We start from the raw sequence: 13,820 nt of genomic DNA, 5'->3' as shown, positions 1-13,820 counted from the left end.
ATCCATCCATCCTGAAAAAGGAGTTCGCCATGTCCAGTGCAACCGTGCGCCTGGATCACGCCGCCCTGCGCGAAACGTTGCGGCAGTTGTTCGGCCTGCCCGCCGGCAGCGTCATCGATGCCGATCAACTGCTGGCCCCGCCGGCCATCCCCTTCATGACCTTGCGCCTGGAGTCCTCGAGCCTGCTTGGCAAGGTGCGGCGGGAGTTTTCCGCCAGTGGCGAGCAGGAGTCCCTGCTGGCCAGTTGCGAGAGCATCTTTCGCCTGACCTGGCATGGTCCCGAGGCGCACCAGTACCTGCAGGATGCCCGCTGCCTGCTGCAGTCAGGCAATGCCGGCGAGCGCCTGCGCGTGCTGAAGGCCAGCCTGCTGCGCCTGACGCCCATCGAAAACCTGTCCGTCGTGCAGGATGGCCAGGCGCTGGGACAGGCTCGTTTCGACCTTGTTCTCGCTCACGAACACGTGCTGCTCGTCGACCTCGAGCGCACCGCTTCCGGGCAGGCCTCCGGGGGGACGGGTGGAACGGCTTACTAGAGGTCGTTGCGATGCATCGTAGCGATGCCATCCATACATAGAGGAGAGATCCATGGTCATGTTGATCAGTCGTCGCGTCGGCATCGTTCGCCTGGATGCGGTGATTTCCGAAAACCTCGCGCAGGCTGCCGGGAGTGTCGTCGAGACGGGGCAAGAGGCTGCCGTCAGCGCGCGCGGCGACAAGCTCATCACCATCGTCGGCAGCATTGTCGACCATGCGCCCGCTGACGAGCCGTTGCCCTCCTTGCTGCCGATGGAGGGAGGCAGCCGCGCGTTGAACGAGTACCGTGTGCGCAAGGGCATCGCTGCCTTGACTTCACTGCAAGGCGCTTCCGAAACGGTGGACGTGCAAACGGGATTCCACCTGTATCGCGGTCTGTTCATCACGCGCGTTGTTGCCCGGCGAACCGCAGAAAGAGGATTGAGCCTGACCATAACCGCCAGCCAGAGGCGTGCGCGGCGGGTAGGCGGTAGGCTGCTGAAGACTGTCGTCCGTCTTTTCCATGCGGGCAGGGCGACACCCTGCCCGGCACGCTAAAGGCGATGCCGGTCCTGCTTTCATCGGTATGAGGTCGGCCCGGCCTTAGCTCCCGGGATCGACTCGCTCCACCCGGTACCTTCCCTTTCCCTTCACGCATCCCTCCTGATCGAAGCTCACGCTTCTCGCTCCCCGTCGCTTGTCGGCCTTGTACTGATAACGCACCTCCGCATTGTTCCCGCTGACCCGGTCCGGCTTGCCCAGCGCCCGCTCCACATCGGAGCGGGTCATTCCCGCCATGATCCGCTGCTCCACGATCGCCTTGCGGCGTTCCTTCTCGTCCAGGCGTCTTCCGCAGCGATCTTCTCTTTCTCCGATCACCGCGAGCGGCACGTTTTTCCGGCCGATGGACGCCTTTTTCGTCTTCGTCTCGGCCATCGGCGTGACGCTCCTGCCTCCCGGCGGCGGGTTGTCCGCCACGACGGTCTCGCCGGCCTGCCCGGCGGGGCAACCGAGTTGGGTGAAGCTGACATGGCCGCTGGCGTCTTCGCAGCGGAATACCGCAGCGGCCTCGCAGGTGGACGCCAGCGAGAGGAGGAGAAGGAGGGACAGGGAACGCATGGCCGGCACTCCGGGTCGGATAAGGGTGAGTGCAGGCTAACGCGTTGCCTTTTTCCGCGGGGCCGAGTGTCCTGAGTGAAATTTCCGGCGTCGCAGTCAGGCGTCGAGTGACGATGAACTTTGTGCCGCAAGCGCTTGTTCTTGCCGCCATTTTGTAACGCGCAAAACGCAAGCGGAGTGTTATCATTATCCGTATCTGCCCCGAGAGGGCCCTTGGAACACCCCCATGGACTTACCCAGTAGAAACTCGAACAGTTTCCCGTTTGACCAATCACGTTTCTGATTGACCCCTTTGGCGTGCTCCGCTACTGGGGGTGGAGCGCGCTATGACCGAAGTAGAAGCCAAGAAGCCGCAGGAAAGCCTGCAGGACCGCCTAGCGCAGGTGGTCGAGCTGCTGCATCGCCACAAGGTGGTGGAGGACCTGACCCATCGTCAGGAAGGCCAGCACCATGACCGGGTGGAAAACCTCGTCCACCGGCAGAATCTCGTAGAACTCCAGCGCAAGCTGGAGGAACTGCACCCCGCCGACATCGCCCACATCCTCGAATCGCTGCCGCTGGACGACCGCCTTACGGTCTGGCAGCTGGTCAAGTCCGAGGACGACGGCGACATCCTCCTCGAAGTCTCCGACGCGGTCCGGGAAACCCTGATCGCGGACATGGACGACCACGAGATCATCGCCGCGACCAAGGACCTGGACGCCGACGAACTCGCCGACCTGGCGCCGGAACTGCCGCGCGACGTGGTCCATGAACTGATGGAAAGCCTCGACGCGCAGCAGCGCGAGCGAGTGCGTTCGGCGCTGTCCTACGAGGAGGACCAGGTCGGCGCGCTGATGGACTTCGAGATGGTCACCATCCGCGAGGACGTCAGCCTGGAAGTGGTGCTGCGCTACCTGCGCCGCCTGAAGGAACTGCCCGGGCATACCGACAAACTGTTCGTGGTCGACTACGACGGCGTGCTCAAGGGCGTGCTGCCGATCAAGCGCCTGCTGGTCAACGATCCGGACAAGCAAGTGCTGGAAGTCATGGCCACCGACCCGGTGACCTTCCACCCGGACGAGGACGGCTACGACGCCGCCCAGGCATTCGAGCGTTACGACCTGATTTCCGCGCCGGTGGTGGACAAGGGCGGCAAGCTGATCGGTCGTCTGACCATCGACGAGATGGTCGACCTGATCCGTGAGGAAAGCGAAAGCGAAGTCCTCAACATGGCCGGTCTGCGTGAAGAAGAAGATATCTTCGCCTCGGTCTGGAAGTCGGTGCGCAACCGCTGGGCCTGGCTGGCCACCAACCTGATCACCGCCTTCGTCGCCTCGCGGGTGATCGGCCTGTTCGAAGGCTCCATCGAGAAACTGGTGGCGCTGGCCGCGCTGATGCCGATCGTTGCCGGCATCGGTGGCAATTCCGGCAACCAGACCATCACCATGATCGTCCGCGCCATCGCGCTCGACCAGGTACAGCCGACCAGCAACAGTCGCAACCGCCTGCTGCGCAAGGAGCTTGGCGTCGCGCTGGTCAACGGCCTGGCCTGGGGAGGAGTGATCGGCGTGGTGGCCTTCTATCTTTACGGCAACTGGGAACTGGGCGTGGTGATGACCGCCGCGATGACCCTGAACCTGCTGCTGGCGGCGATGATGGGAGTGCTGATCCCGATGACCCTGCATCGTTTCGGACGCGATCCGGCGATGGGCTCCAGCGTAATGATCACTGCGATGACCGACAGCGGCGGTTTCTTCATCTTCCTCGGCCTGGCGACGATCTTCCTGATGTAGCCGGAGCGCCACGCGAGAAGCCGCCCACGGGCGGCTTTTTTCATGGCGGTCAGATCAGCGGGGAAACCTTCGGTGGCGACCAGGACAGCACGCTCAGGCAGCGATCGCCGCCATTGACGAAATACTCGTCGACGGCCTTGGTCTCGCGGGCGACGAAGCCCTCGCGACGGCATTCCTGGTCCAGCCAGCCGCCTTGCTCGACCCGGTACAGCCAACCCTCGGATGCCGCACAGGCTGGCCAGAATTCCAGCAGGTCGGCAGCGTCGAGCTGGCGCAGGCCTTCGACTTCGACGAACTCGACGCGCCAGGTGCGCTGGTTGGCGAGGTCGCGGACGAGGATGGTGAGGCCGGCGCGATCCTGGCGGCACTCCAGGAACCAGGGGTCGACGCAGGGCGGCGCCTGGAGCAGAACCGCCAGCAGTGGCTCCGCGCGTTCAGCCACGGACGCGCAGGGTCAGGCCCTTGAGGAAGTTGCGCAGCAACTGGTCGCCGCAGGTCCGGTAGTTGCTGTGGCCGGGCTTGCGAAACAGGGCGCTCAGCTCGGGTTTGGAGACCGGGAAGTCGACGCTGTCGAGGATGGCATGGAGGTCTTCCTCCTTGAGTTCGAAGGCGACCCGCAGCTTCTTCAGGATCATGTTGTTGCTCAACGGCAGCTCCAGCGGCGGTAGCGGACGCGACTCGTCGCGACCGCGGCGCTGGATGATCAGTCCGTCCAGGCAGCGCGCCAGGTAGCGGTCGGGGCAGGCCTGGAAGCCGTCTTCGTCTTCCTTCTTCAGGTAAGCCTCGAGCAGGTCCGCTTCGACTTGCTCGCCGAACCGGGCGGCCAGTTCGGCCAGATGTGCGTCGGGAAGATCCAGCAGGTAGCGCAGGCTGCGTAGTACGTCGTTGTTGAGCATCGTGCTCTCCGGAGCGGTTGGCGATGAAAAAGCCCCGCGGGGCGGGGCTCTTCAGGGGGGGCTCAGACCAGCTCGGCCCAGAGGTCGTACTCGTCGGCATCGGTGATGCGCACGCGGACCTTGTCGCCCGGCTTCAGCTCGTCGCTGTCGACGAACACGTTGCCGTCGATTTCCGGAGCGTCGGCCCAGGAGCGGCCGACCGCGCCCTGTTCGTCGACTTCGTCGATCAGCACTTCGATTTCCTTGCCCACCTTGAGCTGCAGGCGAGCGGCGGAAATCGCCTGCTGGTGGGCCATGAAGCGTTCCCAGCGGTCCTGCTTGACCTCGTCCGGCACCGGCTCCAGGCCCAGCTCGTTGGCCGGAGCGCCTTCGACGGGGGAGTACTGGAAGCAGCCGACGCGGTCGAGCTGGGCTTCCGTCAGCCAGTCGAGCAGGTACTGGAAGTCTTCTTCGGTTTCGCCCGGGAAGCCGACGATGAAGGTCGAGCGGATGGTCAGTTCCGGGCAGATCTCGCGCCACTGCTTGATCCGGGCCAGGGTCTTGTCCTCGAAGGCCGGGCGCTTCATGGCCTTGAGCACCTTCGGGCTGGCGTGCTGGAAGGGGATGTCGAGGTACGGCAGGAGCTTGCCGGCGGCCATCAGCGGGATCACGTCGTCGACGTTGGGGTACGGGTAGACGTAGTGCAGGCGAACCCACACGCCCATGCTGCTCAGCGCCTCGCAGAGTTCCTTCATGCGGGTCTTGACCGGCTGGCCGTTCCAGAAGTCGGTCTTGTACTTCAGGTCCACGCCGTAGGCGCTGGTGTCCTGGGAAATCACCAGGAGTTCCTTGACCCCGGCCTTGACCAGGCGCTCGGCCTCGCTCAGCACGTCGCCGACCGGCCGGCTGACCAGCTTGCCGCGCATGGACGGGATGATGCAGAAGCTGCAGCTGTGGTTGCAGCCTTCGGAAATCTTCAGGTAGGCGTAGTGGCGCGGGGTCAGCTTGACGCCTTGCGGCGGGACCAGGTCGACCAGCGGGTTGTGTTCGGTCTTCGGCGGCACCACTTCGTGCACCGCGGTAACCACCTGCTCGTACTGTTGCGGGCCGGTGACCGCCAGCACGCTGGGATGGACGTCGCGGATCGCGTGCTCTTCCACGCCCATGCAGCCGGTGACGATGACCTTGCCGTTCTCGGCGATGGCTTCGCCGATCACTTCCAGGGACTCGGCCTTGGCGCTGTCGATGAAACCGCAGGTGTTGACCACCACGACGTCGGCGTCTTCGTAGGTCGGAACGACCTCATAGCCTTCCATGCGCAGCTGGGTGAGGATGCGCTCGGAGTCGACCAGCGCCTTGGGGCATCCAAGACTGACGAAGCCGACTTTGGGAGTGGGGGTGGACATGGCTAACCTCGGTAGGCGGGCGCGCTTGCTGGCGCCTCTGATCAAAAAGTGCGCAATTCTAGCGGCAGCGCCGCGGCTTTTCCAGTCTCCCGTGCAGCTCTTTTCCGGCCCTGGAAAAACTCACCGCGGGCGCTCGGCAATCGGCTCCCCGGCCTTCTATAGTCATAGCAGTCCGTGGCCTCGGCGCTTGCATCGCGGACGGCATGGGCGCAGCATTTGCCGAATTTTTCCGGGGGAAAGCGTTTCATGAGTGATGCAGCGACGCGTGCCGAGGAGACGTCGGAGGGGCATTCCAGCTCTGCCATCGGCCTGATGGTCGGGGCGGTTGGAGTCTGCTATGGGGATATTGGCACCAGTCCCTTGTATACCCTGAAAGAGGTCTTCATCGGCGGCTACGGGGTGCAGGCCAACCACGATGGCGTCCTTGGCGTGCTGTCGCTGATCTTCTGGTCGCTGGTCTGGGTCGTTTCCATCAAGTACGTGATCTTCGTCCTGCGTGCCGACAACCAGGGCGAGGGCGGGGTGATGGCGCTGTCGGCCCTGGCGCGCCGGGCGGCGGCGCCGTTCGGCAGGCTGCAGACCTTCGTGGTGGTTGCCGGCCTGATCGGCGCGGCGCTGTTCTACGGCGACAGCATGATCACCCCGGCGATCTCGGTACTGTCGGCGGTAGAAGGGCTGGAGATCGCCTTCGACGGCCTGGAGCACTGGACGGTACCGCTGGCGCTTATCGTGCTGATCGGCCTGTTCCTGATCCAGAAGCACGGCACCGCGCGGATCGGCATCCTGTTCGGCCCGGTCATGGTGCTCTGGTTCGGCGCCCTGGCGGCGCTGGGCGTCTACGGGGTGATCCAGCAGCCGGAAGTGCTGCAGGCGATGAACCCTGTATGGGCCGTGCGTTTCTTCAGCTCGCATCCCGGCATCGGTGTCGCCATCCTCGGCGCCACCGTACTGGCGCTGACCGGCGCCGAGGCGCTGTACGCCGACATGGGCCACTTCGGTCGCAAGCCGATCGCCCGTGCCTGGTTCCTGCTGGTGCTGCCGGCGCTGGTGCTGAACTACTTCGGCCAGGGCGCGACCATCCTTTCCAACGCCGAGGCGGCGCGCAACCCCTTCTACCTGCTGGCGCCGGGCTGGGCGCTGCTGCCGATGGTGGCGCTGTCCACCCTGGCCACGGTGATCGCCTCCCAAGCGGTGATCTCCGGCGCCTTCTCCCTGACCCGCCAGGCGATCCAGCTCGGCTACGTGCCGCGGATGACCATCCAGCACACTTCCAGCCACGAGCAGGGGCAGATCTACATCGGCGGGGTGAATTGGGCGCTGATGGTCGGCGTGGTCCTGCTGGTGCTCGGCTTCGAGTCCTCGGCGTCGCTGGCGGCTGCCTACGGCGTGGCGGTGACCGGAACCATGCTGATCACCACCCTGCTGATGGGCGTGGTGATCTGGCGCCTGTGGAAATGGCCGCTGTGGCTGGGCGTCCCGTTCTTCTGCGTGATGCTCGCGGTGGACAGCCTGTTCTTCGCCGCCAACCTGCCCAAGGTGATCCAGGGCGGCGCCTTCCCGGTCATCGCGGGTATCGTCATCTTCATCCTGATGTCCACCTGGAAGCGTGGCCGCCAACTGCTGGTGGAGCGTCTCGACGAGGGCTCGCTGCCGCTCTCGGTGTTCATTTCCAGCATGCGCGTGCAGCCGCCGCACCGGGTCCAGGGGACCGCGGTGTTCCTTACCGCGCGTACCGACGCGGTGCCTCACGCGCTGCTGCACAACCTGTTGCACAACCAGGTGCTGCACGAGCAGGTGGTGCTGCTCACCGTGGTCAACGAAGACAGCCCACGGGTTTCGCCGGATCGCCGTTTCGAGGTCGAGGCCTATGGCGACGGGTTCTTCCGGGTGATCCTGCACTTCGGCTTCATGGAAGAGCCAGACATCCCGGCTGCCTTGCGCCTGTGCCATCTCAACGAACTGGACTTCAGCCCGATGCGCACCACCTACTTCCTCAGCCGGGAGACGGTGATTCCATCCAAGCGCATCGGCATGGCGCGCTGGCGCGAGGGGTTGTTCGCCTTCCTGCTGAAGAACGCCAACGGCAACCTGCGCTATTTCAACCTGCCGCTCAACCGGGTGATCGAGTTGGGAACCCAGGTCGAGATCTGATCCGCTCCGCTGCAAAAAAGCGCGCCCGATTGGGCGCGTTTTTTTGCGCGTTTCTCAGCGCCGTTGCGGCAGCATCCGTACCAGGGTGTTGTCGCGGCTGACGAAGTGATGGAAGAGCGCCGCGGCGGCGTGCAGGCCGATCAGGAAATAACCGGCGTTGCCGATGGTTTCGTGCCATTCCTTGATTTGCCCGGCGAGGTCGGGGTTCTTGTCGACCAGCGGCGGTAGCTCCAGGCCGAAGAACGGTATCGGCTTGCCGGCGGCGCTGAGGATCAGCCAGCCGGCGAAGGGCAGGCCGATCATCATCAGGTAGAGGGCGTAGTGCATCAGCCTGGCCAGCGTCGCCTGCCAGGCGGGGATGGCGGGCTCTATGCGCGGGGTAGGGGTGGCCAGGCGCACCAGCAGGCGCAACCAGACCAGCAGGAAAACGCTCAGGCCAAGCATGAAGTGCCATTGCTTGAGCAGTTCGCGGGTTTCGCTGCCCTTGGGGAAATTGCCCTTCAGTTCGATACAGGCGTAGACCCCGGCGATCAGCAGCAGGGTCAGCCAGTGCAGGGCAATGGTCAGGCTCCCATAACGGGATTCGGTGTTTTTCCAGCTCATCACGGTTCCTTCTCTTCGGCTCTCGGGAGCCCGCTCTGCGGCGGGTCGGCCGGTATTCTCGGCGGCTCCGCTGAAGCCAGCCTGAATGCCCCCGGCAGGCTCAGTCTAGCTGGCGCCGGCCGGGGACAAGAAGGGCGGAGCGGGGAGAGCTTGATCGCGATCAGGCGTCGGGAGCGTTCTCGCGGTCGCGGATGGCCTGGAGCATCTTCTTCGCCAGGGACAGGTAGTCCTCGTCGAAGTGGTGGCCGCCCGGCAGTTCGAGCTTCTCGCCGACGGCCTGGGATTGGGTACAGCCGCTTTCGTCCTTTTCTTCGGCGCCATAGATGCAGAACACCTTGGCCGCCGGCAACCTGGCCATTTCCGGGCCGGTGGCGGCTTCCTCGCCGGCCTTGCCCAGCCAGCCTTCCACTTCGATCTCGAAGCTGCCGGTCCGCGCCAGCGCCAGCAGCAGCATGGCTTTCACTTGCTGCTGGTCCTTTCCGGGCAGGCGGTTGTAGATCGCCGGCAGGATGTCAGCGCCGAACGAGTAGCCGGCCAGGACGAAACGTTTCGCGCCCCACTTCTCGCGGTAGTGTTGCATCAGCTTGGAGAGGTCGGCGGCGCTCTGTTCCGGGCTCTTGTGTTGCCAGTAGTAGCGCAGGGTGTCGATGCCGACCACCGGGTAGCCCATGCTGGCCATATGCTCGGCAGAGTCCTTGTCCAGGTCGCGCCAGCCGCCGTCGCCGGAATAGAACAGGGTGACGATGTCCGAGGGTTGCGCCGCGGGGACCTCGAGTACCGGCAGGGCCTCGGCGTTGCCTTGCAGTTGCAGGCGCAACTGATGGGCGAGCACGTCGGACAGCGGGGTGTCGTAGTCGCTGATGCTGGTTTCCGCGCTCGACTGCTTGCGGACGAAGACTGCGGTGTCGTCGTCCGGGTTGTCGTTCCAGGCCAGCAGCCACTGGCCGTGCGACGCCTGGTGCGGCAGCGGGGCGTCGCAGTCGCGCTCGGCCAGGGCAATGTCGAAGCCGACCGAGAGCGCCTTGGCCTTGTCGTCGTCCTGGCTGGCGAGCCAGCGCCAGGCGGTGGTCGAGCCTGGGCCGATGCCGGCGACCAGGTTCGGCTTGCCGCCGAGGCGGGCAATGACCGCTTCGAGCCGGGACTGCTGCGCCCTGCAATCGCCGTTTTCCGGGGGGAAGTACTGGATCACCCGGGCGGCGCTGTCGTGAGCCAGGTTCAGCATCTGGGCGTCGTTCAGTTGCTGTTCGGGGGCGGCGATCACCACCACCCGCGAGCGCGGCTTCTCGCCGGGTTCGGCAAGGGTGGCGTGGCCGCCGTCGTCGAGGTCCAGGGCTTCCAGTTTCGCCTGGGCCGCCGGTCGGCTCCAGAGCAGCAGGGCGGCACCGACGATCAGCACCAGGGCGGCGACCAGAAAACGGCGCCAGTGACGTTTCACGACAGACATATCAGCGTTTCACCAATCCAGTCAGGCCGCCGGCGATCAGCGCGGCGGTATCGGCCAGGGCCACCAGCGGGTCGAGCCCGGCTGGCACGGCCAGGTAGCGGGGTTCCCAGTCGGGCTGGAACTTGTCCTTGAAGCGTCGCAGCCCCTGGAAATTGTAGAACTGTTCGCCCCGCCGGAAGACCAGCGCGCCCAGGCGCTGGGTCAACGGCGCGCCGCGCCTTGGCTGGAGCCCGGCCAGCGGCACCATGCCGAGGCTGAAGCGCGCGTGGCCCTGGGCCTTGTAGTGGAGGATGAGGCCGAGCATGAGGAACTCCATGGTCAGCTTCGGCGCGTCCGGGTGCACGCGCATCAGGTCGAGGCTCGCCAGTTCGCGGCTGTCGGTCTCCAGCAGGTTGGCGAAGGCCACCGGCTTGCCTTGGTGGCGGACGATGGCGATGCGGAAGAAGTTCAGGTACGTCGGGGTGAAGCGGCCCAGGGAGAAGCCTTTCTCGCGCACCTGCTTGCCGCCCAGCCAGGCGTCCGATATCGCCTTCAGCTCGTCCAGCGGAGCCTGGCCCGGTTCATGGAACTCCAGGGCCAGGCCGTCGCGCTGGCCGCGGTTCCAGGTGTAGCGCAGGTCTTTCATTTCCTTGCCCTTGTTCTCCAGGTCGAAGCGCAGCAGGTCGACTCGCGCTTCTTCGCCGAGCTTGAGGGCGGTCAGGCCAATGTCCATGTAGAACGGCAGGTTCTCGGCACGCACCTGGTAGAACACCGGGCGGGCATGGTGCAGGTCGCAGAGGTCGCGGAACTGCCAGATCAGTTCGGCGCGCTGCATGGCCGGGCCGATCGGGTCGTACAGGGCGATCATGCTGCGACCGCGGCGGGCGTACATGAGGAAAGCGTCGTCGCTCTCATGGAAGAGCAGGGCCTTGTCGCCGGTCAGGGCCAGGCCGCCATCCGGCTGGTCCGAGTGGCGGATGATCCGCGCCGCGCGCTGCAGCTCTTCCGCGTTCGGCTCGCGGATCGCCGGCGGTGCCGCGCGCAGCAGCCAGCCAAGGGCCAGGGCCAGGAGCAGCAGGCAACTGCCGAGGGCGGCGCGCAGGGCGCGCGGGGCGTCGGCGTCCAGGGCGAACTGCCACCAGAGCTGGTTGCTGTAATGCACGTCCTGGTTGGCGAACAGCAGCAGCCAGACCGAGGCGCCGACCACGCAGATGCTGGCGCCTACGTAAAGCGGCGAGAAGGGTACTTCCATCAGCCGGCTGGGACGGTAGAAGGAGCGGCGGAACATGGCGAGCAGCGCGGCGGTCAGGCTCAGCAGGCTGGCTTCCTCCCAGTCGAAGCCTTTCAGCAGCGAAAGCAGGGCGCCCACCAGCAACAGCACCAGGGTCAGGGCCCAGGCGGCCGACAGCCGTCGGCGCAAACCCTGCGCGAGCAGGAGGCAGAGCACGCCGATCAGGCTGGCGACCAGGTGCGAGGCATCGATCAGGCGATGTGGAATGAGGAAACCGAGGTGTTCCAGGCGGGTGTCGATCGCCGGTGTGGCGCCGGAAAACAGCAGCACGACACCGGAGAGGAAGACCAGGATCGCCAGGATCGGTGCGGCGAAACCCGAGGCGACGCGAATCGCCTGGCGCGTCACCCACAACCGGCGCGCTTCGAGGAACAGCAACAAAAGGCAGGCCAGCAGCAGTGGCAGCACCACATAAATCAAGCGGTACAAGAGCAGGGCCGCGGCCAGCGGCGCGGCGCCCAGTTGGCCGGCGAACGCGGCCAGCAGCACCGCCTCGAACACCCCGACTCCGCCCGGTACGTGGCTGAGTACGCCGGCGGCCAGGGCGAGCAGGTAGACCAGCAGGAACGCCGCGAAGGGTGGGGTTTCCGGCAGCAACAGATAAAGGACGGTAGCGGCGGCGGCGACGTCGAGGGCGGTGATCAGCAGTTGCAGCAGCGATAGGCGCAGGCCTGGCAGGCGCAGGCTGCGGCGGCCGAGGCGGACCAGCAGGCTGTCGGGGGACGGCCGTTCTCCCGGCAGGCGGTGCCGGGCCAGGAACGCCACCAGGCCGACAGCCAGCGACAGGACGGCGATCGCGATGACGGCGACCAGGGCGCGGGGCAGGTGCAGCGCCGACGCCGCATCGTCGAGGTCGCAGAGTGCGGCGAGTGCCGCCAGCACCGGCAGTGCGCAGCCCAGGGAAAGGCTGGCAAATAGCGTCATCCGGGCTATTTCGGCAGCGCCGATGCCATGCCGGGAATACAGTCGGTAGCGTACGGAGCCGCCGGAAAGCAGCGACAGGCCTACCGCATTGCCGATGGCGAAGGCGCTGAAGCCGCCGGTGGCCAGGCTGCGCATGGGCAGCGTGACGCCAGCGAAGCGGCTGGCCGACCACTCGTAGCCGAGCAGGATGACGAAGCCGAGGGCGGTCGCGCTCAGGGCGCCGAGCAGCGCCGGCCTGGGCACGTCGGCGATGGCATCGTGGAGGGCGCCGGGATCGATCTCCCGTAGCAGGTGGTAGCAGGCCACCAGCGCCAGGCCGAACAGCAGCAAGGTGAAGACCAGGCCGATGGGCTGGCGGTAGGCGGTAATCCGATCGATCAGCCGGATGCGTTGTGGGGACGCGGGAGAGCTGGGTGGAGCGGGATGTTCTGGAACGGGAGCGTCGGTGCGCATCAGCCACCTCATGGGAATTTGCGCGACAGAGTATGGCCTCTCGGGCGAGTTCCCAAGTGGTCGCAGCAGATTTTTTCTGTGCGGGGCGGCGTCCTGTCACAGGGAGAAGACCGCCGGGTTTTGCAGGAGTTGCGTCGGCGAAGTGGCCGAAGGCCATTTGCTGGTATTCGTTCAGCGATGGTTCAGCTTGCCGTGGGCATAGTGGCGGCTTGCACTGTCCGACCATTTCCGAGGGGGGAAGGGTGACGATGATCCAGGCGGGCATTCATGTCGGCGCCGGAGTCGTGCTGGGCGTGGCCGCTGGATGGTGGCTGGGGGATTGGGAACAGTCGTTGCAGGTCAAGGACTCGGTGGCGCGGGTCGATTGCCTGTTGTACGGCGCCCTGCTGGTGGTATTGCTCCGCCACGACGGTTGGTTGCGCCGCCTGGGCCTGCTGGGCCTGGGGCTGTTCTGCGGTTCCCTGCTGGTCTATTCGGTGAATCCGGCAAGCCTGTTCGCTGCGAAAGAGTCCTGGAGCCTTGCGCGGATCTCCATGCGGGCCTTCGGTCCGCTGGTGATGCTGGTCGTGGGGATGGCCTGCGCGCGCCTGGCACACGAGTTGCGCTGACGCAGGCGTTGCGCTCACGCCGGAGTCAGGTGACGCGATTCCTCGCGGTATTCCTTCAACCAGCGCAGCACTTCCACGGCCTCCCAGCGAGAGGGGTCGTACAACGCATAGATCTCGCCCTGGTAGCCGACCACATCGAGCGGCCGGTGGAAGCCGGCGCGCTGGAACAGCGCCTCGATCTCGGCGAAGCAGGTGTTGAAGTGCACGCGGGTGAACGGCGTCTTGCCGTCGGTGACCAGGCCGTCCATCTGCAGTTCGTCCACTGCCTGGCGGATGTCGTCGAGTTCCATCCGGTTCACGCTGCGCTTCAATTGTTCGACGTTCAGCATCTGTCTGTCCTTTCCGTATCCGTTACCGAGCATTCATCGAAGGCTGAGCTTGCTGTACGAATATACAGTTAAATGTGCGATGATGCGAGCGAACGGAGGGCGAGGCGATGCAGTGGAACAGGAGGGGCGGAATGCAAAAAGCCCCGGCGCTATCGCTAGTGCCGGGGCTTTTCGAATGTGGTTGCGGGAGCTGGATTTGAACCAACGACCTTCGGGTTATGAGCCCGACGAGCTACCAGACTGCTCCATCCCGCGTCTGTGTGGTCGCATTCTACGGACTCTCGTCGGGCTGTCAATCGATTTTTCGAAAAAAGTGTTTTTTCTTCAAATGCTTAGCGCTTGCCCAATGT

13 protein-coding genes and 1 tRNA gene are annotated in these 13,820 nt (G+C 65.3%); 5 read left to right on the top strand and 9 right to left on the bottom strand.

Going from position 1 to position 13,820, the window contains the following annotated elements:
• Nucleotides 1-29: 29 nt before the first annotated feature.
• Complete coding sequence (locus LE197_RS18180) at nucleotides 30-533, top strand: LIC_12616 family protein (RefSeq protein ID WP_003145589.1); 504 nt, start codon at nucleotides 30-32, stop codon at nucleotides 531-533.
• A gap of 52 nt (nucleotides 534-585) precedes the next feature.
• Nucleotides 586-1,071, top strand: coding sequence for a hypothetical protein (locus LE197_RS18175; RefSeq protein WP_004353269.1), 486 nt, complete (start codon nucleotides 586-588; stop codon nucleotides 1,069-1,071).
• Nucleotides 1,072-1,116: 45 nt separating this feature from the next.
• On the opposite strand, the gene LE197_RS18170 is transcribed toward LE197_RS18175, so the two are convergent.
• Nucleotides 1,117-1,632, bottom strand: coding sequence for a DUF4124 domain-containing protein (locus LE197_RS18170; RefSeq protein WP_003111747.1), 516 nt, complete (start codon nucleotides 1,630-1,632; stop codon nucleotides 1,117-1,119).
• A 326-nt stretch (nucleotides 1,633-1,958) separates the two neighbouring features.
• Here LE197_RS18170 and mgtE point away from each other — a divergent pair, with 326 nt between their 5' ends.
• Nucleotides 1,959-3,407: a magnesium transporter gene (gene mgtE, locus LE197_RS18165; RefSeq protein WP_003085996.1), complete on the top strand. Its 1,449-nt coding sequence runs from the start codon at nucleotides 1,959-1,961 to the stop codon at nucleotides 3,405-3,407.
• Nucleotides 3,408-3,456: 49 nt separating this feature from the next.
• Here mgtE and LE197_RS18160 read toward each other — a convergent pair whose 3' ends face one another.
• The 3 genes from LE197_RS18160 to rimO all read right to left on the bottom strand — a co-directional run bounded on the left by LE197_RS18160 (nucleotide 3,457) and on the right by rimO (nucleotide 5,688).
• Nucleotides 3,457-3,849 carry a hypothetical protein gene (locus LE197_RS18160; protein WP_003085997.1) on the bottom strand — a complete coding sequence of 131 codons (393 nt, stop codon included), beginning with the start codon at nucleotides 3,847-3,849 and terminating at the stop codon, nucleotides 3,457-3,459.
• On the bottom strand, nucleotides 3,842-4,303 hold the full coding sequence (locus LE197_RS18155) for a DUF1456 family protein (protein WP_003112599.1): 462 nt from the start codon (nucleotides 4,301-4,303) through the stop codon (nucleotides 3,842-3,844). Before LE197_RS18155 ends, LE197_RS18160 begins: the two co-directional genes overlap by 8 nt.
• A gap of 62 nt (nucleotides 4,304-4,365) precedes the next feature.
• On the bottom strand, nucleotides 4,366-5,688 hold the full coding sequence (gene rimO / locus LE197_RS18150; protein WP_003086001.1) for a 30S ribosomal protein S12 methylthiotransferase RimO: 1,323 nt from the start codon (nucleotides 5,686-5,688) through the stop codon (nucleotides 4,366-4,368).
• A 246-nt stretch (nucleotides 5,689-5,934) separates the two neighbouring features.
• Between rimO and LE197_RS18145 the strand changes: the two genes are divergently transcribed.
• A complete protein-coding gene (locus tag LE197_RS18145; RefSeq protein WP_003104754.1) occupies nucleotides 5,935-7,839 on the top strand; it encodes a potassium transporter Kup in 1,905 nt (634 codons plus the stop codon).
• Between the two features lie 54 nt (nucleotides 7,840-7,893).
• Here the strand turns inward: LE197_RS18145 and LE197_RS18140 are convergent, their stop codons facing one another.
• From LE197_RS18140 to mprF, 3 genes are all read right to left on the bottom strand, one after another.
• Nucleotides 7,894-8,442, bottom strand: a complete 549-nt coding sequence (locus LE197_RS18140) for a cytochrome b (protein ID WP_003112597.1) — start codon at nucleotides 8,440-8,442, stop codon at nucleotides 7,894-7,896.
• Between the two features lie 160 nt (nucleotides 8,443-8,602).
• On the bottom strand, nucleotides 8,603-9,886 hold the full coding sequence (locus tag LE197_RS18135) for a virulence factor family protein (protein WP_003112596.1): 1,284 nt from the start codon (nucleotides 9,884-9,886) through the stop codon (nucleotides 8,603-8,605).
• 1 nt (nucleotide 9,887) lies between these two features.
• On the bottom strand, nucleotides 9,888-12,533 hold the full coding sequence (mprF, locus tag LE197_RS18130) for a bifunctional lysylphosphatidylglycerol flippase/synthetase MprF (RefSeq protein WP_010793889.1): 2,646 nt from the start codon (nucleotides 12,531-12,533) through the stop codon (nucleotides 9,888-9,890).
• Between the two features lie 248 nt (nucleotides 12,534-12,781).
• Between mprF and LE197_RS18125 the strand changes: the two genes are divergently transcribed.
• The gene (locus tag LE197_RS18125; RefSeq protein WP_003104747.1) at nucleotides 12,782-13,141 is read left to right on the top strand and encodes a hypothetical protein; all 360 of its coding nucleotides are present in this window, start codon (nucleotides 12,782-12,784) and stop codon (nucleotides 13,139-13,141) included.
• Between the two features lie 14 nt (nucleotides 13,142-13,155).
• Here LE197_RS18125 and LE197_RS18120 read toward each other — a convergent pair whose 3' ends face one another.
• Both LE197_RS18120 and LE197_RS18115 read right to left on the bottom strand, forming a co-directional pair.
• Nucleotides 13,156-13,470: a hypothetical protein gene (locus LE197_RS18120; protein WP_003086015.1), complete on the bottom strand. Its 315-nt coding sequence runs from the start codon at nucleotides 13,468-13,470 to the stop codon at nucleotides 13,156-13,158.
• Between the two features lie 178 nt (nucleotides 13,471-13,648).
• Nucleotides 13,649-13,725, bottom strand: a tRNA-Met gene (locus LE197_RS18115).
• Nucleotides 13,726-13,820: the final 95 nt, after the last annotated feature.

Source organism: Pseudomonas sp. PS1(2021) (assembly GCF_020405165.1).
Classification (GTDB): domain Bacteria; phylum Pseudomonadota; class Gammaproteobacteria; order Pseudomonadales; family Pseudomonadaceae; genus Pseudomonas; species Pseudomonas aeruginosa.
Note: the sequence above shows the minus strand (reverse complement) of the source record. Positions and strands in the feature narration are given on the sequence as shown.